At 67.6% G+C, this 17,960-nt stretch carries 18 protein-coding genes; 10 read left to right on the top strand and 8 right to left on the bottom strand.

The genetic code is table 11. The annotated features are described in order from the left end of the window. Nucleotides 1-5 precede the first annotated feature (5 nt). The 7 genes from AB0L91_RS20670 to AB0L91_RS20640 all read left to right on the top strand — a co-directional run bounded on the left by AB0L91_RS20670 (nt 6) and on the right by AB0L91_RS20640 (nt 7,509). Complete coding sequence (locus tag AB0L91_RS20670) at nt 6-1,673, top strand: FAD-dependent oxidoreductase (protein ID WP_365013658.1); 1,668 nt, start codon at nt 6-8, stop codon at nt 1,671-1,673. 145 nt (nt 1,674-1,818) lie between these two features. Beyond that, complete coding sequence (locus tag AB0L91_RS20665; protein WP_365012117.1) at nt 1,819-3,024, top strand: cytochrome P450; 1,206 nt, start codon at nt 1,819-1,821, stop codon at nt 3,022-3,024. After that, entirely contained in the window at nt 3,024-3,821 is a 798-nt protein-coding gene (locus AB0L91_RS20660) for an SDR family oxidoreductase (RefSeq protein ID WP_365012114.1), read from the top strand. Before AB0L91_RS20665 ends, AB0L91_RS20660 begins: the two co-directional genes overlap by 1 nt. Further along, on the top strand, nt 3,818-4,021 hold the full coding sequence (locus tag AB0L91_RS20655; RefSeq protein WP_355280367.1) for a ferredoxin: 204 nt from the start codon (nt 3,818-3,820) through the stop codon (nt 4,019-4,021). Before AB0L91_RS20660 ends, AB0L91_RS20655 begins: the two co-directional genes overlap by 4 nt. A 31-nt stretch (nt 4,022-4,052) precedes the next feature. After that, complete coding sequence (locus AB0L91_RS20650) at nt 4,053-4,604, top strand: nuclear transport factor 2 family protein (protein ID WP_357346787.1); 552 nt, start codon at nt 4,053-4,055, stop codon at nt 4,602-4,604. Further along, nucleotides 4,601-5,860, top strand: a complete 1,260-nt coding sequence (locus AB0L91_RS20645) for a hypothetical protein (protein ID WP_365012112.1) — start codon at nt 4,601-4,603, stop codon at nt 5,858-5,860. Before AB0L91_RS20650 ends, AB0L91_RS20645 begins: the two co-directional genes overlap by 4 nt. Nucleotides 5,861-5,886: 26 nt before the next feature. After that, nucleotides 5,887-7,509, top strand: coding sequence for an acyl-CoA synthetase (locus AB0L91_RS20640; protein ID WP_365012109.1), 1,623 nt, complete (start codon nt 5,887-5,889; stop codon nt 7,507-7,509). 131 nt (nt 7,510-7,640) lie between these two features. Here the strand turns inward: AB0L91_RS20640 and AB0L91_RS20635 are convergent, their stop codons facing one another. After that, complete coding sequence (locus tag AB0L91_RS20635) at nt 7,641-8,231, bottom strand: helix-turn-helix domain-containing protein (protein ID WP_365012107.1); 591 nt, start codon at nt 8,229-8,231, stop codon at nt 7,641-7,643. A 96-nt stretch (nt 8,232-8,327) separates the two neighbouring features. Between AB0L91_RS20635 and AB0L91_RS20630 the strand changes: the two genes are divergently transcribed. Further along, nucleotides 8,328-9,158, top strand: a complete 831-nt coding sequence (locus AB0L91_RS20630) for an SDR family oxidoreductase (protein WP_365012105.1) — start codon at nt 8,328-8,330, stop codon at nt 9,156-9,158. 76 nt (nt 9,159-9,234) lie between these two features. Further along, on the top strand, nt 9,235-9,819 hold the full coding sequence (locus AB0L91_RS20625) for a TetR family transcriptional regulator (protein WP_357346792.1): 585 nt from the start codon (nt 9,235-9,237) through the stop codon (nt 9,817-9,819). A gap of 42 nt (nt 9,820-9,861) precedes the next feature. On the opposite strand, the gene AB0L91_RS20620 is transcribed toward AB0L91_RS20625, so the two are convergent. Genes AB0L91_RS20620 through AB0L91_RS20610 form a run of 3 tightly spaced genes read right to left on the bottom strand, consistent with a single transcriptional unit; the run spans nt 9,862 to nt 12,360 of the window. Beyond that, nucleotides 9,862-10,476 carry an MBL fold metallo-hydrolase gene (locus AB0L91_RS20620; RefSeq protein ID WP_365013654.1) on the bottom strand — a complete coding sequence of 205 codons (615 nt, stop codon included), beginning with the start codon at nt 10,474-10,476 and terminating at the stop codon, nt 9,862-9,864. A gap of 35 nt (nt 10,477-10,511) precedes the next feature. Next, nucleotides 10,512-11,597, bottom strand: coding sequence for an S-(hydroxymethyl)mycothiol dehydrogenase (locus tag AB0L91_RS20615; RefSeq protein WP_365012102.1), 1,086 nt, complete (start codon nt 11,595-11,597; stop codon nt 10,512-10,514). Nucleotides 11,598-11,619: 22 nt separating this feature from the next. After that, entirely contained in the window at nt 11,620-12,360 is a 741-nt protein-coding gene (locus AB0L91_RS20610; protein WP_365012100.1) for a glucose 1-dehydrogenase, read from the bottom strand. Between the two features lie 116 nt (nt 12,361-12,476). Between AB0L91_RS20610 and AB0L91_RS20605 the strand changes: the two genes are divergently transcribed. Beyond that, the gene (locus AB0L91_RS20605) at nt 12,477-13,565 is read left to right on the top strand and encodes a diacylglycerol kinase (protein WP_365012098.1); all 1,089 of its coding nucleotides are present in this window, start codon (nt 12,477-12,479) and stop codon (nt 13,563-13,565) included. Nucleotides 13,566-13,634: 69 nt separating this feature from the next. On the opposite strand, the gene AB0L91_RS20600 is transcribed toward AB0L91_RS20605, so the two are convergent. The 4 genes from AB0L91_RS20600 to AB0L91_RS20585 are packed head-to-tail and all read right to left on the bottom strand — an operon-like array spanning nt 13,635 to nt 17,916. Further along, nucleotides 13,635-14,660, bottom strand: coding sequence for a prenyltransferase (locus tag AB0L91_RS20600; protein WP_365012096.1), 1,026 nt, complete (start codon nt 14,658-14,660; stop codon nt 13,635-13,637). Then, the gene (locus AB0L91_RS20595; RefSeq protein WP_357346798.1) at nt 14,647-15,378 is read right to left on the bottom strand and encodes a methyltransferase domain-containing protein; all 732 of its coding nucleotides are present in this window, start codon (nt 15,376-15,378) and stop codon (nt 14,647-14,649) included. Before AB0L91_RS20595 ends, AB0L91_RS20600 begins: the two co-directional genes overlap by 14 nt. Next, a complete protein-coding gene (locus AB0L91_RS20590; protein WP_365012094.1) occupies nt 15,372-16,649 on the bottom strand; it encodes a glycosyltransferase family 4 protein in 1,278 nt (425 codons plus the stop codon). Before AB0L91_RS20590 ends, AB0L91_RS20595 begins: the two co-directional genes overlap by 7 nt. A gap of 22 nt (nt 16,650-16,671) precedes the next feature. Continuing rightward, entirely contained in the window at nt 16,672-17,916 is a 1,245-nt protein-coding gene (locus AB0L91_RS20585; protein ID WP_357346800.1) for a cytochrome P450, read from the bottom strand. Nucleotides 17,917-17,960 lie beyond the last annotated feature (44 nt).

Raw genomic sequence — 17,960 nt, 5'->3', positions numbered from 1 at the left:
CACCCATGGCCTTCGTGATCACCCAACGTTGCTGCAACGACGCCAGCTGTGTGGTGGAGTGCCCTGTCGACTGCATTCGGCCCCGGCCGGACGAGCCGGCGTTCGCCACCGCCGAGATACTGCACATCGACCCCGATACCTGCATCGACTGCGGTGCGTGCGTGGAGGCGTGCCCCGTGGACGCCATTTTCGGTGCCGACGAACTGCCACCCGCTCTGGCGCGCTACGCCGACATCAATGCCGCCTATTTCGAGCGCAATCCACTCGACACCGCCATCGCGGCCGCGCCGAACCCGATCCGTGTGCCACGGGAGTCGGCGACGCTGCGCGTGGCCGTCGTCGGCACCGGCCCGGCGGCCTGCTACGCGGCCGAGCAGCTGCTGGGACGTGGCCGGGTCGAGATCGACATGTTCGACCGGCTGCCCGCGCCATGGGGGCTTGCCCGCTACGGCGTAGCCCCCGACCACCCCGAAACCCGCGGTGTGACAGACATGTTCAACGCCGCCTTCAAGCGGGACGCGGTGCGGATGCACCTCAACGTCGATATCGGCCGAGACGTCACCCACGACGAGTTGCTCGCGCACTTCCACGCCGTCATCTACGCCGTCGGGGCCTCCGGTGATCGCCGGCTGGGCATCCCCGGTGAGGATCTCGCGGGCAGCTACTCGGCGACCGAGTTCGTGGCCTGGTACAACGGACATCCCGACTTCGCCGACCGGCGCTTCGATCTTTCGGGCGAACGCGCCGTCATCGTCGGCAACGGCAACGTAGCGCTCGATATCGCCCGCGTCCTCACCGCCGATCCGGCGACGCTGAGCCGGACGGACATCGCCGACCATGCGCTGGAAGCGCTGCGGCACAGCAATATTCGTGAAGTGGTGCTGCTCGGCCGCCGGGGTCTGCCGCACGCCGCGTTCACCGGGCCCGAGTTCCTTGCGCTGGGTGAGCTCGATGTCGACGTGGTGATCGATCCCGCCGACATCGATGACGACGTGGCCGCGGTGCTCGCGGATCCCTCGACCGATCCTGCGCTGCGGCTCAAGCTGACCTTGGCCGGGGAATACGCGCGACAGACGGGAGCCGGCGATCGCAAGCGCATCGTCTTCCGGTTCCTCGTCTCCCCTGCCGAGGTGAGCGGCGCTGATTCGGTGGACGCGGTGCGGATCGTCCACAACGAGTTGCGCGCCTCGGCCGACGGCGCGACAGCTGTCGCCACCGACCGCACGGAAGTCGTACCCACCTCGCTGATCCTGCGGGCGGTCGGCTATCGCGGCAATCCGATCCCCGATGTTCCGTTCGACTCCGCCGCCGGCGTGATTCCGCACCGGCGTGGCCGGGTGGTCGATGCGGCGGACTCGGTCGTACCTGGCGTCTATACCGCCGGCTGGATCAAGCGGGGTGCGCGCGGAGTCATCGGCACGAACCGGGGTGATGCCGAGGAGACGGTGACCGGGCTGATCGAGGACTTCCTCGCCGGCAGTCTGGCGGAGCCGGATCGCGACCGTGCGGCGTTCGAGGAACTGCTCACGCAGCGCTGTCCGCAGCGTATCGACCGTGGTGGCTGGATGGCGGTCGATGCCGCCGAGCGGGCCGAGGGCGCTCTGGCGGGGCGGCCCCGGGTCAAGTTCGTGTGTGCCGGGGAGATCGTTGACCTCGCGCGTCGCGGAATGTGAGCTCGTCGCGGCGAATTTCGCGATGAGCATTGTTATGGGCTCGAGTCGGTGATACCGTCCAGACACATGTCCAGTCAATTGTCCCTCCGGCCCGGTCGGATGACCGGGGACCGGCACGCCCGCTATTGAATTCGAGGTACACGTGATGCCGTCGGCCGCAGTGGAGCCGTTCACGTTCGATCCGTACGACTACGCGTTTCACGACGATCCGTATCCGACCTATGAGCGCCTGCGCACGCAGAACCCGCTCTACCACAACGCGGATCTGGACTTCTGGGCCCTGTCGCGCCACGCCGATGTCATCGCCGGATTCCGTGACCACGTGCGCCTGTCCAGCGCCAACGGGGTCTCCCTCGATCCGGCTGCCTGGGGACCGCACGCCCACAAGACGATGTCGTTTCTGGCGATGGACGATCCGCGGCACATGCGGATGCGCAAGCTGGTGTTCAAGGGCTTCACGCCGCGCCGGGTCGCCGAGATGGACAGCCGAATCCACGAGCTGACCCTCGAGCACCTCGAACCGGCGCTGGCCAAGGGATCCTTCGACTGGATCGAGGACTTCGCGGGCAAACTGCCCATGGACGTCATCTCCGAACTCCTCGGTGTCCCGGTCGCCGACCGTGCCGAGGTGCGGCGGCTGGCCGATCTGGTGGTCCACCGCGACGACGGGGTGCTCGATATGCCCGCCGCGGCCATCGAGTCCGCGCTCGAACTCATCGTGTACTACAGCGAGATGGTCGCCCGCCGCAGGCAGCTGCCGACCGACGATCTCACCTCGGCCCTGCTCGACGCCGAGATCGACGGTGACCGGCTCACCGACGAGGAGATCATCGGGTTCATGTTCCTGATGGTGGTCGCGGGCAACGAGACCACCACGAAACTGCTGGGCAACGCGCTGTACTGGGCCGCGCGCACCCCGGGCGAGTACGCCAAGGTGGTCGCCGCCCCGGACCTGGTGCCGGACTGGGTCGAGGAGACGCTGCGGTTCGACACCTCCAGTCAAATCGTCGCCCGCAGCGCCACCACCGACATCCAGATGCACGGCCGGACGATCCCGGCGGGCGCGAAAGTGCTGCTGCTGATGGGGTCCGCCAACCGGGACTCCGCGGTGTTTCCCGACGGCGACGTCTTCCGGATCGACCGGCCGGAGAAGGGCGCGCTGGCCAGTTTCGGCGCCGGCGTGCACTTCTGCCTCGGCGCCCACCTGGCGCGGCTCGAGACCACCATCGCACTGCGCGAGTTCGTGTCCCGGGTCGGTGACTACGCGCTCGACGACGCCGGGATCGTGCGGGTGCACTCGACGAACGTGCGTGGCTTCGCCACGCTTCCCATCACTACGGAGGTCCACTGATGCCCCGCTTCGCACCCCAACCCGACTCCCGCCCAGCGCTCGTGGCGGGAGCATCGTCGGGCATCGGCGCGGCCACCGCCCAGGCGCTGGCCGAGGCCGGCCATCCCGTCGTGCTCGGTGCACGTCGGCTCGACGAGTGCGAGACGTTGGCGGCCAAGATCCGCGCTGACGGCGGCCAGGCGCTGGCCTGTCGCCTCGATGTCACCGACACCGGGTCCGTCGACAGCTTTGTCGCCGCCGCGGAAGCCGAGTTCGGGCCGACCGAGATCCTGGTGTCCGGGGCCGGGAACCTGGTCTTCGGTCAGGTCCACGAATTGACCCCCGAGCAGTTCCTTCGCCAGGTCGACGTCCACCTGGTCGGCCCGCAGCGGCTGGCCCACCGGGTGCTCCCGGGCATGATCGAGCGCGAACGCGGCGACTTCGTCATCATCAGCTCCGACACCGCGCCGTCGCCGCGCCCGCGTTCAGGCGCCTACCCCGCCGCGAAGGCGGGCCTGGAAGCGATGGCCCAGCAGTTGTGGATGGAGCTGGAGGGTACCGGCGTGCGCGCCTCGGTGGTGCGGCCCGGCCCGACCAAGACCTCGATGGGTTCCGACACCACCGCCGAGATCATCGGGCCGGTCCTGCAGGACTGGGCCACCTGGGGATTCGCCCGGCATTCCGAGATGCTGCGCGCGTCCAATCTGGCCGCGGCCGTCCTGGCCGTGGTGTCGGCGCCGCGCGGCGCGCATATCCGGCTGACCGAGGTGCAACCCGAGGCGCGAGTGCAGCCGAGGACCGACGGGAGCCTCGCATGAAGATCGTCGTCGACCTGGATCTGTGCCAGGGCCACGCGGTCTGTGCGGCCGAGGCACCTGAGGTCTTCACCGTTCCCCGTCGCGGCAAGGTCGAGATCCTCGACACCGATCCCGCGCCGGAAGCCCGTGCCGCGGTCATGGACGCCGCGCGCTACTGCCCCACTCGCGCGCTGTCGATCATCGACGGCGACGACAACTGACCTGCCCGATAACCCCGAAAGGACTGAGAACATGGCTGCTTTCGATCGCGCCGAGCTCGACGAGATGGTGACCCGCTGGCTGCAGGCCAACAAGGACTGCGAGGCCGAGGGCGACTGGCGCCCGCTGGCGCAGTACTACACCGAGGACGCCACCTACGGCTGGAACTACGGTCCGACACAGGAATTCATGGCGGTCGGCCGTGACGAGATCCGCGACATCGCCATCGGTGTGGAAATGGACGGCCTCGAGGGCTGGACCTACCCGTACCAGGAGATGGTCGTCGACGACCGCAGCGGCACCGTGATCGGCTTCTGGAAGCAGGTCGCCGACACCACGCGTCCCGACGGTAGCCACTACTCCCCGGCGGGTATCGGCGGCAGCTGGTTCCGCTACGGGGGCAATTTCCAGTGGTCCTGGCAGCGGGACTTCTTCGACTTCGGCAATGTGAGCTCGCTGTTCCTGGAGATGATGTCGGCCGACGCGCTGTCGCCGGGCATGAACAAGCGCATCACCCGGGCCGTCTCCGGTGACCCACTGCCGGGCTGGTACAAGATCGGCGAAGCCCCGGTGCCGCTGTGGTGAGCGAACCGGACCGCGCGCCCAGCGGTTTCGCGGACCTGAGCCGGAGCGAACTGGCGATCCTGGTGCCCGAACTATTGCTGAGCGGGCACCTGATCGACCGCTCCGGGATGGCGCACAGCATCGCGGCTTTCGGCCGCGAGGGCATGGCCGAGGTGGCCATCGAAGAATGGCAGGTGGCCAGTCCCGTCTACACCCGGCGGATGCAGCGCGCGCTCGGCTTCACCGGCGACGGAGTGGAGACGATCTTCAAAGGGCTGCAACTCGATATCGGGGCGCCACCGCAGTTCATGGACTTCCGCTACCGCGTGCACGACCACCGGCACGGCGAGTTCTGGCTCGATCACTGCGGCGCGCTCGCAGACGTGGAGCCCATGGGTGAGTCCTATGTGCGGTCGATGTGCCACGACATCGAGGACCCAACCTTCGACGCCACCGCCCTGGCCACCAACCCGCACGCCCAGGTGCGGCCGATCCATCGGCCGCCACGGGTGCCCGCGGACCGTCATCCGGTCTGCGCGTGGACGGTTGTCATCGACGACTCGCATGTCCCGCCACCGGTTCCGGCCAACTTCGAGACCGTCGCGCGATCGCAAGCCGCCCAGGTGGTGCTGGATCCGATCGATCCACTCGACCCCGGACTCGGTGACTACGCGGGCCCGCTGCTCAGCGATCTGCGGTTCGGCGACTTCTCGCGCTCGGCGCTGATCCGCATGGCTGACGAGGTGTGCCTCCAGCACCACCTGCTGACCCTCGGATTCCTCATCGCGGTCGGTGCCAGGGCCGAGGACACAGCGGCCGCCGACATCGGGCGCAGGCAGTTCGCCGGCATCGCGGGCTTGACCGCCGAGCGGCTGCGCCTGGCACTGGGTCTCGGTGACGACGATGCCGCATTGGCCCAGGTGCTGCGGCGGCATCCGGCCTGGAACCCGCTGTGCTACACCGGCGTCCGTGTCGATCACGCCGAGATCGGGGTGCGCGTGCGCATCCCGAAGCGCAGCGGGGCCATGACCGACAAGGTCTGGCCCGCGCTGATCGACGCCACGCATCTGGCGCCCTTGGAGGCGATGGCGCGCGGGGTGAATCCGCGTTTCACGGTCCACGTCATCGACGACACCGACGATGAACTCGCGGTCGGATTCCTCTTGGCGGAGAAGCCGTTCGCCGAGTCGGGCGATGTCGCCATCACCCGGTTCAGCACCGGTGCGAACTTCCAATTCGCCGACCGTGGCATTCCACTTCCGCTGACCGTGATCTGACAGCACCACCGAGAGATTGAATTCCTATGGCGTGCACCTTCGCTGACCTGTTCGAGCACGCGGTAGACGCGATGCCCGGGCGCACCGCGCTGATCCACGGTGATCGGCGCGTCACCTTCGATGAACTCGACGCCCGGGCCAATCGCCTGGCCCACCATTTGATCTCGATCGGCGTCGGCCCCGGAGTCCATGTCGGATTCCAGATGCACAACAGCATCGAGACCATGGAAACGATCATCGCCTGCTTCAAAGTGCGGGCGGTGCCGATCAACATCAACTATCGCTACCGCGCCGAAGAATTGCGCTACCTCTACGACAACGCCGATATCCATACCCTGGTCTTCCACCGCAGCTATGCCGAGGCGGTCGAGCAGGCGCTGCGGCAGGCGCCGCGGGTTCGCCACGCGATAGTCGTCGACGATGATCTGGGCAGCGATCACCTCGACACCGGCGCGGTGCCCTACGAGTCCGTGCTCGCCGCGTCGACGGCGCGGCCGCAGGTGGCCCGTCACGCCGACGACCTGTTCGTGATGTACACCGGCGGCACGACCGGCCTGCCCAAAGGCGTCATGTGGCGCCAGGAGGACATGTGGCGGGTGCTCGGCGGCGGTATCGACTTCTATACCGGGGAACCGGTGGCGGACGAGTTCGCGCAGTCGCGCGCCGGCGCGCAAGCCGATCCCACCCGGTGGCTGATCCTGCCGCCGCTGATTCACGCGGCGGGGATGATGCCCACCTTCGCCGCGCTGTGGAGCGGCAACACCATCGTCTACGAATCGAGATTCGAGCCTGCCGCCATCTGGCGGACTGTGCAGCGGGAACGGCCCGCGATCATGGTCGTCACCGGTGACGCGATGGCCCGGCCGCTGCTGGATGCGTACCGGATCGCGCTGCCGGACGCGAGCTCCCTCGTGGCCGTCGCCTCGGGTGCGGCCTTGCTGTCCCAGCCGGTGAAGAACGAACTGCTCGAACAGTTCCCGTGCGCCGTGGTCACCGATTCCATCGGATCGTCGGAGACCGGATTCGGTGGCATCGGCTTCGCGACCAAGCACGATGATCCGGGGCGAGGTCCGCGGGTGCAGACCGGCCGCGGTGCCGTGGTCGTCGACGAGGACGGCCGCCCGGTCGCCGTGGGGGAACAGGGCTGGCTGGCGAAGACGGGCGCGGTGCCGCTGGGCTACTACAAGGACGACGAGAAGTCCCGGAAGCTGTTCAAGACCGTCGACGGTGCCCGGATGGTGATCACCGACGATCGTGCCCGGGTGGAAGACGACGGCTCCATCACGCTCATCGGGCGCGGCAATATGGTGATCAACACCGGCGGCGAGAAAGTCTTCGTGGAAGAGGTCGAGAGCGTGCTGAAAGCGCACCCCGCGGTGTTCGACGCGGTGGTCGTCGGCGTCACGCACGAAAGATGGGGACAGCAAGTCGCGGCGGTGATGTCACTGTCGGCCTCGACAGAACCCGACTTCGCATCGATCATCGCCCACGTGCGCACCCATCTCGCCGGCTACAAGGTGCCGCGGACCCTGTGGATCGCGCAGTCGGTCACTCGTTCGCCCAGTGGCAAACCTGACTATCGCTGGGCCGAGAACTACGCCACCGCCCGCGATCCCGATTACCGGGCCGCGCCGTCGGCTCGCTCGTGAACCGGCACTGAACCCGGCGCACGGTGGTGCACGCTCGTACGGCGCTCTGTCGTCCGGGCGTGCACCACCTGTTGTGGGCCTGCTGTTCCCGGTTCGCGACCGGCCATGTCGGCGCGAACCGGTAGCTCGGCTCACCGGCCGGTGACCGGCTGTTCCGGAGCTTGCGTAGCAGGCAACTCGAGTATCCGCGAGCTGTATCCCGTGGCCGCATCGATGAGCGCATCGGTGCATACCCGTTCGAGCAGGTCGACGGATTCGGCATCGGCATCGGGTCCGAGGGCGGCCAGGGCACGTCGGCGAACACGAGCGCTCAGCCGATCCCGTAGCGCGGTGATCCCGGGGTTGTCACCGAGATCGGCGGCCTCCTCCGCCATCCGAGAGATCGTGAGCGGCATGGAGGTGTCGTCGGGGTCGGGACCGGCCGCGACCGTGAGCGTGGCCGGTGGAGGGCTGTGCGCGGCCGATGACAGGCTGCGCCATATCGTCTCGGCCGCGAGTCGTTCGCGCGAGCCGAAGTAGGCCCGCACGGTGGCTGTCGTGATTCCGGCGTCGTCGGCGACAGCGTGGAGGCTGAGACCGTCGAAGCCGTTGCGGGACAGGACACGAATCGTGGCATCCAGGATTCGCGCGCGGGTCTCGGCCTCGTCGTCGGGAATCCGTCGGTCAATTTCAGCGGTGGAAGACACTGTTTCGGACACAAGTCTAGATGCTATTCTGGACACCACTGCAAGGCAATGGATAGTGGCTGAGACGACAGTCATATCGCCCAGGAGGTGCGGAAACTTGATGAGCAGGCAACTGAGTATCTGGCGGCGGTCATGGGTGTGAGTCCAACCTCGACCGCGGCGCGCACGATCGCCATCACGGGAGGTGCGCGCGGAATCGGGCGGGCCATCGCCGCCGAGCTGGCGACGCGCGGGTGCTCGGTCGTCATCGGCGACATCGATCTCGACACGGCGGCCGACACTGCGGCGGCCCTCGGGCTCGCGGGCGCCTTCGCACTCGATGTCACCGACCCGGCTTCGTTCGAGCGCTTTCTCGGAAACGCGGAGAACGCGGTCGGGCCCCTTGATGTCCTGATCAACAATGCCGGGGTCATGCCCGTCGGGCCCTTTGTCGAAGAATCCGACAACATCACCCGCCGGATACTCGACATCAATGTCTACGGCGTCATCGCCGGGACGAAACTGGCACTGCCGCAGATGCTCTCGCGCCGGCGCGGGCACATCGTGAACATCTCCTCACTCGCCGGCGAGAACCCGACCCCGGGGATGGCTACCTACTGCGCCAGCAAGCAGGCGGTGCTGAGTTTCACCGAAGCGATGCGCCGGGAACACCGTGGTCGTGGTGTGCACTTCTCGGCGGTCCTACCGACGTTCACCCGCACCGAGATGATCGCCGGGACGCGCGCGCCCTTCGGGCTGCTGGCCGAACCCGAGGACGTCGCCCGGGCTGTCGCGGGCCTGGTTGCGCGACCGCGTCGGCGGGTCACGGTAACGCGCCGAGCCGGCTGGCTCGCCGCGATGGACAAGGTGACGCCACGGTTGATCAGTGAATTCATGGTCCGGCGGCTCGGCATCGACCACACCTTCCTCGACGGGGTGGACCAGTCCGCACGCCGCAGCTACAACGAGCGCCTCATTCGCTGACCATTTCACCGCCGGTCCGGCGACAGGCGTGGCACAATTGTCGTTCTGGACAGATGTCGGTGTAGTATTCGGACATATGTCTGCTCCTGCGTCGAACCCCATGGAAGCCACCCGGCGCCGTCTGACCGGTAAACAGGCCGAGACGGTTGCCCGGCTGACCAGCGCCGCGGTCGTCGTGTTGGCTCGGGAAGGCTACGCGGCCACCACCATCCGATTGATCGCGGCCGAGGCCGGTGTCGGCACGGCCACCGCCTACACCTATTTCTCCTCCAAGGATCACATCATCGCCGAGGTGTACTGGCGGCGGTTCACCGCCACAGAACCCGAGGACCTTCCCGACGCCGATCCCGCGACCCGCGCCATCGCGGTGCTGCGGCAGGTATCCACGCTGGTCGCCGACGAGCCCGCCCTGGCGGCCGCGATGAGCCAAGCCCTGCTCGGCGAGGACCCCGATGTCGCGCATCTGCGGGTCCGGATCGGCACGGCCCTGCACGAGCGTCTGGTCGAGGCGCTGGGATCGGACAACCCCGAGCTCGTCGAGGACCTCGAGGACCTCGAGTTGGTGTACTACGGCGCGATGCTGCAGGCGGGAATGGGACATCTGACATACGCCGCGGCGGCAGATCGCTTGGAGCGGTGCGCTCGTCGCCTGTTGGGGTGACTCGCGATCGAGTCGATCGCGAGTCACCGCCTTGTCTCCGAGCTACCAGCCTCGGTCGATCCACTCGTCGAGACAGGGTGCCGCAGTGCCCACCCGGGTACTCAAACCATGACCGGTCAGTACGGTCGTTTCGGGTGGCAGACTGAACAGGCGGTCTCGAATCGAGCCGATGATGGTGGGGAAATCCGAGAAGGAGCGCCCGGTCGCGCCCGGGCCGCCCGCGAAGAGTGTATCGCCACTGAACAGGGCCGAGAGTTCCGGCGCCCACACGCATATCGACCCAGGGGAGTGGCCTGGCGTATGGATGATATGTAATTCGGTACCGGCCACGGTGATTCGCAGGCCGTCCTCGATCGGCTGGTACCGCGCGGTCGGATGAACCGCGCGCCAGAGCATGTCGTCACCGGGGTGCACCAGCACCGGGGCGTCGACCGATCGGGCAAGAGTGGGCGCGACACCGATGTGATCATTGTGCGCGTGCGTGCAGACGATCGCGCGGACCGCTCGCCCGGCGATCGCCTCGCGAATCGCCGCGGCATCATGGGCTGCGTCGATGACGACAACCTCGGTGCCGTCCCCGACCACCCACACGTTGTTGTCGACCGCCCAGCTGCCACCGTCGAGTTCGAAGGTTCCCGAGGTGATCACCTGCCGGATGTTCTCGGTGGACTGCGCGGCGGTGGAATCGGTGGTCACCAGGTGACCACCGAGCGCAGGACCCGGCCGGACTTCATCGTGGCGAAGGCCTTCTCCACCTCGTCGAGCCCGATCCGTTCGGTGACGAACCGGTCCAGCGGCAGACGCCCCTGGCGATACAGTTCGATCAGGACAGGGAAGTCGCGTTCGGGTAAGCAGTCGCCGTACCAGGACGATTTCAATGCGCCACCATGGGAGAACAGGTCCAGCAGCGGCATGTCCAGGCGCATGTCCGGAGTCGGTACCCCGACCAGGACGACCGTCCCCGCCAGGTCCCGCGCGTAGAAGGCCTGCCGCCAGGTCTCGGGTCGGCCCACCGCATCGATCACGACATCGGCACCGAAACCGCTGGTGTAGTCCTTGATTCGCTCGACCGCATCGTCCGCGGTGGCGTCGACGAAGTGCGTGGCGCCGAGTTCGGCGGCGGCGGACAGTTTCGCCGCGTCACGGTCGACCGCGATGATGGTGGTGGCACCCGCGAGTTTCGCACCGGCCACCGCTGCCGCGCCGACGCCGCCGCATCCGATCACTGCCACGGTGTCGCCCCGGCCGACCGCGCCGGTGTTGAGCGCCGCGCCGAGACCGGCCATTACGCCGCACCCGAGCAGGCCGGCCACCGCCGGATCGGTAGTGGAATCGACTATGGTGCACTGCTTTTCGTGGACGAGAGTCTTGTCGGCGAACGCCCCCACGCCGAGCGCGGGTGTGAGCTCCGTGCCGTCCTCGAGGGTCATCCGACGCTCGGCATTGGCAGTGTCGAAGCAGTACCACGGCCGCCCGCGCCGGCACGCGCGGCAGGCGCCGCACACCGCGCGCCAGTTGAGGACGACGAAATCGCCGACCGCGACATGGGTGACGTCGGCGCCGACTCGGTCGACGACGCCGGCGGCCTCATGGCCGAGCAGGAACGGGAACTCGTCGTTGATTCCGCCCTCGCGGTAGGTGAGGTCGGTATGGCACACGCCGCAGGCCAGCACCCGGACCACGACATCGTGCGCGCCGGGATCGGGGAGGCTGATCTGGACCATTTCCACGGCGGCGCCGGGATGGCGGGCGATGATGCCCCGGACCGTTTCGGTCATTGTCGCTGCTCCTTCGGGGCGGTTACGAGCCGTTGTGGGCCACCGCGGTCACCAGACCGCCGTCGACGATGAATTCCGACCCGGTCGAGTAGGACGATTCGTCACTGGCCAGGAACACCACGAACGGCGACACTTCGCTGGATTGGGCGGGCCTGCCGAGCGGGATATTGAGCAGGTCGTTCGGGATCCGCTCGGTCATGGGAGTGCGAATGAGGCCGGGGTGCAGTGAGTTCACCCGGATGTTGTGGGGGGCCAGTTCCAGCGCGGCGGATTTCGACAATCCCCGCACCGCCCATTTGGACGCCACATACCCGTGTGCCCAGGGCGCGCCGCGCAGCCCCTCGATCGAGGAGACGTTGATGATCGAGCCGCCACCCGCGGCGATCATCGCGTCGACCGAGGCGCGGATACCGAGGAAGGTCCCGGTGAGGTTGACGTCGATGATCCGCTGCCACTTGGCCATATCGAACTTCTGAATCGGCCCGCCGTTGACGATGCCCGCATTGTTGACCAGAACATTCAGCGTGCCGAAACGGTTCACCGCCTGCGTGACCGCGGCCTCCCACTGCTCGATATCGGCGACGTCGAGGTGCGCGTACAGCGCTGCGTCACCGAGTGATTCGGCCAGCGCCCGGCCCTCGTCGTCGAGTATGTCGCCGATGACGACCTGGGCGCCCTCGGCGACCAGTGCGCGCGCGTGTTCTGCGCCCATCCCGCGTGCGCCGCCGCTGATGATGGCAACTTTTCCGTCTACACGTCCCATGCGGGAGAGGCTAACATGCAAGCTGGAATGAAATCCAGACTAGTGTCTGGAATTGAGAGTGGACGAGTGTTTGCGTCGTGTGCCGCGATCGTTCGCTCGCGGAATGAGGAGGACGGATGCCTATCCGTGTCGCCCATGTGGGCACCGGAAACGTCGGCCGGTTGGCGCTGGCCGGTCTGATCGAGAGCCCTGACTACACAGTGACCGGGGTCTGTGTGTCGTCTCCGGAGAAACTCGGCCGGGATGCCGGGGACCTCGCGGGCCTGGAGGTCACCACCGGGATCGCCGCGGTCGGTGACCTCGATGACCTCCTGGCCACCGATCCGGAATGTGTCGTCTACTGCGCCATGGGTGACACACGCTTGAAGGAAGCGATCGAGGACTGCCGGCGCCTGCTCGCCGCCGGTGTGAATGTCGTGGGTTCGGCGCCGGGAATGCTGCAGTATCCCTGGAACGCGCTCCCGCCCAAATACATCGCGAGGGTGGAGGATGCTGCTGAGCAAGGTGATTCGAGCCTGTTCATCACCGGCGTCGATCCGGGTTTCGCCAATGATCTGCTGCCGCTGGCGCTGACCGGAACGTGTCAGACCGTCGAGCAGGTGCGCTGCCTCGAGATCGCCGACTACGCCACCTACGACGGCGCGACCGTGATGTTCGACGTGATGGGCTTCGGGCAGCCGCTCGACGAGGTCCCGATGTTGTTGCAGCCGGGCATTCTCAGTCTCGCCTGGGGGCCCGCGATCCAGCAACTCGCCTCGGGGCTCGGTCTCACACTGGACGCGATCACCGAGGACTACGAGCGGGTCGCGGCGCCGACCGGGTTCGATATCGCGGCCGGGCGCATTCCCGAAGGAGGTTTGGCCGCGTTGCGTTTCCAGGTCCGCGGCATGGTCGCGGACCGGCCGGTGATCGTCGTCGAACACATCACCAGGCTGCGTGAGGACCTGTGCCCGGACTGGCCGCGACCCGCGCAGGAGGGGGGCTCCTATCGCGTCGAGATCGTCGGTGAGCCCTCGTATCACGTCGACATCTGCCCGACCAGCCGCAACGGGGACCACAACCACGCCGCGATCGTCGCCGCCGCGGGCCGCATCGTGAACGCGATCCCCACCGTCGTGGCCGCGCCGTCCGGTATCCGGACGATGCTGGATCTTCCGCTGGTCACCCGCCCCGGACGGTTCGTCGAGGCCGCGGCGCGAGTCTGACGGCACCGCCGGGCGGAGAGCGCACTCGTGGTCGCGCTCGCCGCCCGGCGGTGGTGTGCCGACGGGGGTTCAGGAGGGGAGCGCGTCGCGGAAGATGCCGTTGCCCGGGGTGGTGCGCGACAGGGCGTCCGCGGCCAGGATGACGGCCGCCGCGGTCCAGGTCGTCCGTTCTTCGGGCCAGCGCTTCCCGTCGGTGAAGACCAGGCCGGTCCAATAGGATCCGTCCGATTCCCGCAGGTGCTGGATAGCGGTGAACAGGGCGTTGGCCGCGGCGTCGTTGCCGTTGGCGTCCAGCGCCAGGACCAGCTCGCAGGTCTCGGCGCCGGTGACCCACGGGGCGTCGGAGACGCAGCGGATGCCGAGATCGGGCACGACGAATTCACCCCAGTGCCGCTCGAGGTGCGCGTGTGCCGCCCGGCCGCGCAGCGCTCCCGCCAGGATCGGGTAGTACCAGTCCATGGAGTATCTGCTCTTGTCCAGGAAGGCTTCCGGGTGATCGCGCAGCGCGCCGCCGAGCCCGCGGCGCGCGCTCGCCCAGTCGGGCCGGGGATCGCCGACCCGGTCGGCGAGCTCGAGCGCACAGCCGAGGCTGTGGTAGATGCTGGAGCAGCCGGTGAGCAGGGCTTCGCCCGAGCTCCCGGATTCACCGGCCGACCAGTGGATTTCGCCGTGCGCACCCCGTGGCAGGTCGAGGACGAAATCGATGCCGGCGCGCACGGTCGGCCACAGGTCGGCGACGAAGCCGCGATCACCGGTGACGGTCAGGAAATGCAGCATCCCGGTGGCCAGGTAGGCGCAGAAGTTCGTGTCGGCATCGGCGTTCTCGATCACGCCCTGGCGGATCTGCATGGGCCAGGAGCCATCGTCGCGCTGGGTCTTGGCCGACCAGATGTAGGCGTCGCGCGCTTGGTCCCACAAGCCCGCGACCGTGAGGCCCATGGCGGATTCGACGTGGTCCCAGGGGTCGGTGTGGCCGCCGGTGAACCACGGCAGCGCACCGTCGGGTTCCTGTGCGGCGGCGATGGATTCGCCGGTTCGGCTGATATCCCGGCTGGTCAGGACCCCAGGAACCGCCGGCAACTCAGGAAAGACCATGGGCCACAACCGGTTTTGTGAAGTAGAGTGCCACGCTCTTGCCGATCAGTGGATTGAGCAGGGTTTCGGCGGTCCGGGTCAGCGTGGGCGCGGACATCATGTCCCACACCAGGAACCGGTGATAAGCGGCCACCACCGGGTGCTTGTCGTTGGCGACCCCGAACGTGCACTTGAGCCACCAGAAAGGGGAGTGCAGGGCATGGGCGAAGTCCTGGTGCACGAACCGCACGCCGCGCGCGGTGATCTTGTCGCGCAACTCGTCGGCCTGGTAGATGCGCACATGGCCGCCCTCGTTGGCGTGGTACTCATCCGACAGGGCCCAGCAGATCCGTTCGGGCAACCAGCGTGGCACCGTCACAGCCAGGGTGCCGCCGGGCTTCACCACCCGGACCAGCTCGGCGATGGCCTGACTGTCGTGCGGGATGTGCTCGAGGATCTCCGAGGCGATGACGACATCGAATTCTCCGTCGCCGTAGGGCAGATCGAGGGCATCGCCGCGCACCGTCTCGGCCTTCGCGTACTCCGGCGCCTCGCAGGCATCGGCCATCGCCTCGAACATCAGTGCCACGCCGGCCAGATCCTCGGAGTTCTGGTCGAAGGCCACCACATCCGCGCCGCGGCGGTAGGCCTCGAAGGAATGCCGGCCTGCCCCGCAGCCGACATCGATGACGCGTTTCCCCGGGCCGATGCCCAGCCGATCGAAGTCGACGGTCAGCATGTGCGCTCCTGGCTGTTCGAAGTGAAGGGATGTATCGATCGGGCCTGGACCCGGTGACGTCGCTCGATCGCCTGTTCGTAGACCGCGACGGTCTGTGCGCCGACCGCGGCCCAGCTGTAGACGTCGAGGGCGCGCCGGCGGCCCGCGCGCTCCAGATGCAGTAACCGACCCGGATCTCCCAGCAGCGCGTCGAGCCGGCTGGTCAGCGCGTCGACATCGCCGGGCTCGACGAGTTCGGCGCAGTCGCCGACCACCTCGGGCAGCGCCCCGGCCCGGCTGGCGACCAGCGGGGTTCCACTGGCCATGGCCTCGACCGCGGGCAGCGAGAACCCTTCGTACAGCGAAGGGATACAGGCGAGCTGCGCCGAGGCGAGCAGCTCGGCCAACTGCTCGTCGCTCAGTCCGCTCACCGTGGTGACCACGTCGGCGAGGCCGAGCTCGGCGATGAGTTTCTCGGTCGGCCCGTTCGGCTCCAGTTTCGCTACCAGCCGCAGCTCGACATCCTGCGTATTACGCAGTCGCGCGAGAGCTTTCAACAAGTGCGCGATACCTTTGAGCGGCTTGTCCGCGCTGGCTACCGCGACGATCCGCCCGGGTACCCGCCCGGTGTCGCGCGGCCGGAACAGGTCGGTGTCCACACCGAGAGGGACCGTGTGCAGCTGCCGCGGCGACACCCCGAAGTCCGCGGCGATGTCGGCCGCCGAGGACGTGGAGACGGTGATCAGATCGGGAATCGCGCGGGCTACCCGCTGCTGCATCCCGAGGAATCCGTACCAGCGCCGCACCAGCGGTTTACGTCGCCAGGGTGCCGCGGCCAGGTCCACCGCCCGGTCCCGGGTGATGGGATGGTGGATCGTCGCCACCAGCGGCACCAGTTCGGCGATGTCGAGCAGGCCGTCACCGAGGCATTGGTTGTCGTGCACGATGTCGAACTCGTGGGCGCGCGAGCGCAGCAGCCGCGCGGCGCGCCTGCTGAACGTGCGCGGCTCGGGGAAGCCGGCAGTCCACATGGTGGCGAGTTCGAGCAGGTCGATCCGGTCGCGGATCTCGCTCGGGTGCGGGGTGCGGAACGGATCGTCGTCACGGTACAGATCCAGGCTGGGTACCTCGGTCAGCCGCACGCGCGGATCGAGGTGTTCCGGATAGGGCTGGCCGGAGAAGACTTCGACCTGATGGCCGAGCTCGGCCAGGCCCTGACTCAGATACCGGACGTAGACCCCTTGGCCACCGCAGTGGGTCTTGCTGCGGTAGGACAGCAGGGCTATGCGCATGTTCTCGCCTGTCGTTCGGGTGCTACTCGTAGCGCACGTGCCAATGCTTGATGCCGTTGATCCAGCCGTTGCGCAACCGCTCCGGTGCCGATACCTGCGACAGGTTCGGCATCGCGTCGGCGATGGCATTGAACATCAGATCGATCTCCAGCCGTGCCAGGTTGGCACCGACACAGTAGTGCGCGCCCGTGCCGCCGAAGGCGAGATGAGGGTTGGGATCGCGCAGGATGTCGAATCGGAACGGATCCTCGAAGGCCTCTTCGTCGAAATTGGCCGAGCTGTAGAACAAACCGACGCGCTGACCCTCGCGGATGAGCTGACCGCCGAGTTCGGTGTCGGCGGTGGCGGTGCGCTGGAAGACGGTCACCGGGGTCGCCCACCGGATGATCTCGTCGGCCGCTGTGCGCGGCCGCTGTCGCTTGAACAACTCCCACTGGTCGGGGTTGTCGACGAAGGCCTTCATGCCGTGCGTGATGGCGTTGCGGGTGGTTTCGTTACCGGCCACGGCGAGCAGGATCACGAAGAAGCCGAACTCGTCGGAGCCGAGGGCTTCGCCGTCGAGGTCGGCGTGCACGAGTCGGCTGACGATATCGTCGAGTGGATCGGCACGACGCTGCTCGGCCATGTTCCAGGCGTAGCCGAGCAGCTCGACCGAGGCGTTGTCACTGACGGTGGTCGTGGCGGTGTCGCCGTATTCCGGATCGTCGTAGTTGAGCATCTGGTTGGACCAGTCGAACAGCTTGCGGCGGTCTTCCTGGGGGACGCCGATCAATTCGGCGATGGCCTGCAGTGGCAGCTCGCACGCGACTTGTTCGACGAAGTCGCCGGTGCCCGCCACCTTGGCCGAGGCCACGATGGCCTGCGCTCGCGCGGCGAGGGCGGCGCGCAATCCTTCCACCGCGCGCGGACTGAAGCCCTTGGAAATGATGCGGCGGATCTTCGTGTGCTTCGGCGGATCCATGTTGAGCAGCAGTGCGCTGGTGAGTTCGATCTGGTCGACCGTGATCTGGCCGGGCAGCCGGATGACCGAGCCCTTCGCCTGGGAGGAGAACAGCTCCGGCTTCCGGGAGATCTCTTTGATGTGTTCGTGTTTGGAGACCACCCAGTAGCCGCCGTCTTTGAACCCGCCGGACTGGTCGTCGGGCTGGTGGTTCCACCACACCGGAGCGTTGCGGCGCAGCTCGGCGAATTCCTGGACAGGGTTTCGGGTTTCCCACAGTGCCGGATCGGTGAAGTCGAATCCGGCGGGGATGGACGGCGCTGGCACAGCTTCCTCCTGAAAGGCCGACGGCGTGGTGGACCGGGGTGCGC

The organism is Nocardia sp. NPDC051833 (genome assembly GCF_040681225.1).
In the GTDB taxonomy this organism is placed as follows: Bacteria; Actinomycetota; Actinomycetes; order Mycobacteriales; family Mycobacteriaceae; genus Nocardia.
This window is presented reverse-complemented; position numbering and strand designations above follow the sequence as displayed.

Bases quoted from the DNA above. Each gene is read 5' to 3' on its own strand.
- AB0L91_RS20610 (WP_365012100.1), bottom strand. From the start codon at position 12,360: ATGGGACGTGTAGACGGAAAAGTTGCCATCATCAGCGGCGGCGCACGC.
- AB0L91_RS20650 (WP_357346787.1), top strand. From the start codon at position 4,053: ATGGCTGCTTTCGATCGCGCCGAGCTCGACGAGATGGTGACCCGCTGG.
- AB0L91_RS20670 (WP_365013658.1), top strand. From the start codon at position 6: ATGGCCTTCGTGATCACCCAACGTTGCTGCAACGACGCCAGCTGTGTG.
- AB0L91_RS20640 (WP_365012109.1), top strand. From the start codon at position 5,887: ATGGCGTGCACCTTCGCTGACCTGTTCGAGCACGCGGTAGACGCGATG.
- AB0L91_RS20590 (WP_365012094.1), bottom strand. From the start codon at position 16,649: ATGCGCATAGCCCTGCTGTCCTACCGCAGCAAGACCCACTGCGGTGGC.
- AB0L91_RS20615 (WP_365012102.1), bottom strand. From the start codon at position 11,597: ATGACCGAAACGGTCCGGGGCATCATCGCCCGCCATCCCGGCGCCGCC.
- AB0L91_RS20660 (WP_365012114.1), top strand. From the start codon at position 3,024: ATGCCCCGCTTCGCACCCCAACCCGACTCCCGCCCAGCGCTCGTGGCG.
- AB0L91_RS20630 (WP_365012105.1), top strand. From the start codon at position 8,328: ATGGGTGTGAGTCCAACCTCGACCGCGGCGCGCACGATCGCCATCACG.
- AB0L91_RS20595 (WP_357346798.1), bottom strand. From the start codon at position 15,378: ATGCTGACCGTCGACTTCGATCGGCTGGGCATCGGCCCGGGGAAACGC.
- AB0L91_RS20605 (WP_365012098.1), top strand. From the start codon at position 12,477: ATGCCTATCCGTGTCGCCCATGTGGGCACCGGAAACGTCGGCCGGTTG.
- AB0L91_RS20665 (WP_365012117.1), top strand. From the start codon at position 1,819: ATGCCGTCGGCCGCAGTGGAGCCGTTCACGTTCGATCCGTACGACTAC.
- AB0L91_RS20600 (WP_365012096.1), bottom strand. From the start codon at position 14,660: ATGGTCTTTCCTGAGTTGCCGGCGGTTCCTGGGGTCCTGACCAGCCGG.
- AB0L91_RS20625 (WP_357346792.1), top strand. From the start codon at position 9,235: ATGTCTGCTCCTGCGTCGAACCCCATGGAAGCCACCCGGCGCCGTCTG.
- AB0L91_RS20655 (WP_355280367.1), top strand. From the start codon at position 3,818: ATGAAGATCGTCGTCGACCTGGATCTGTGCCAGGGCCACGCGGTCTGT.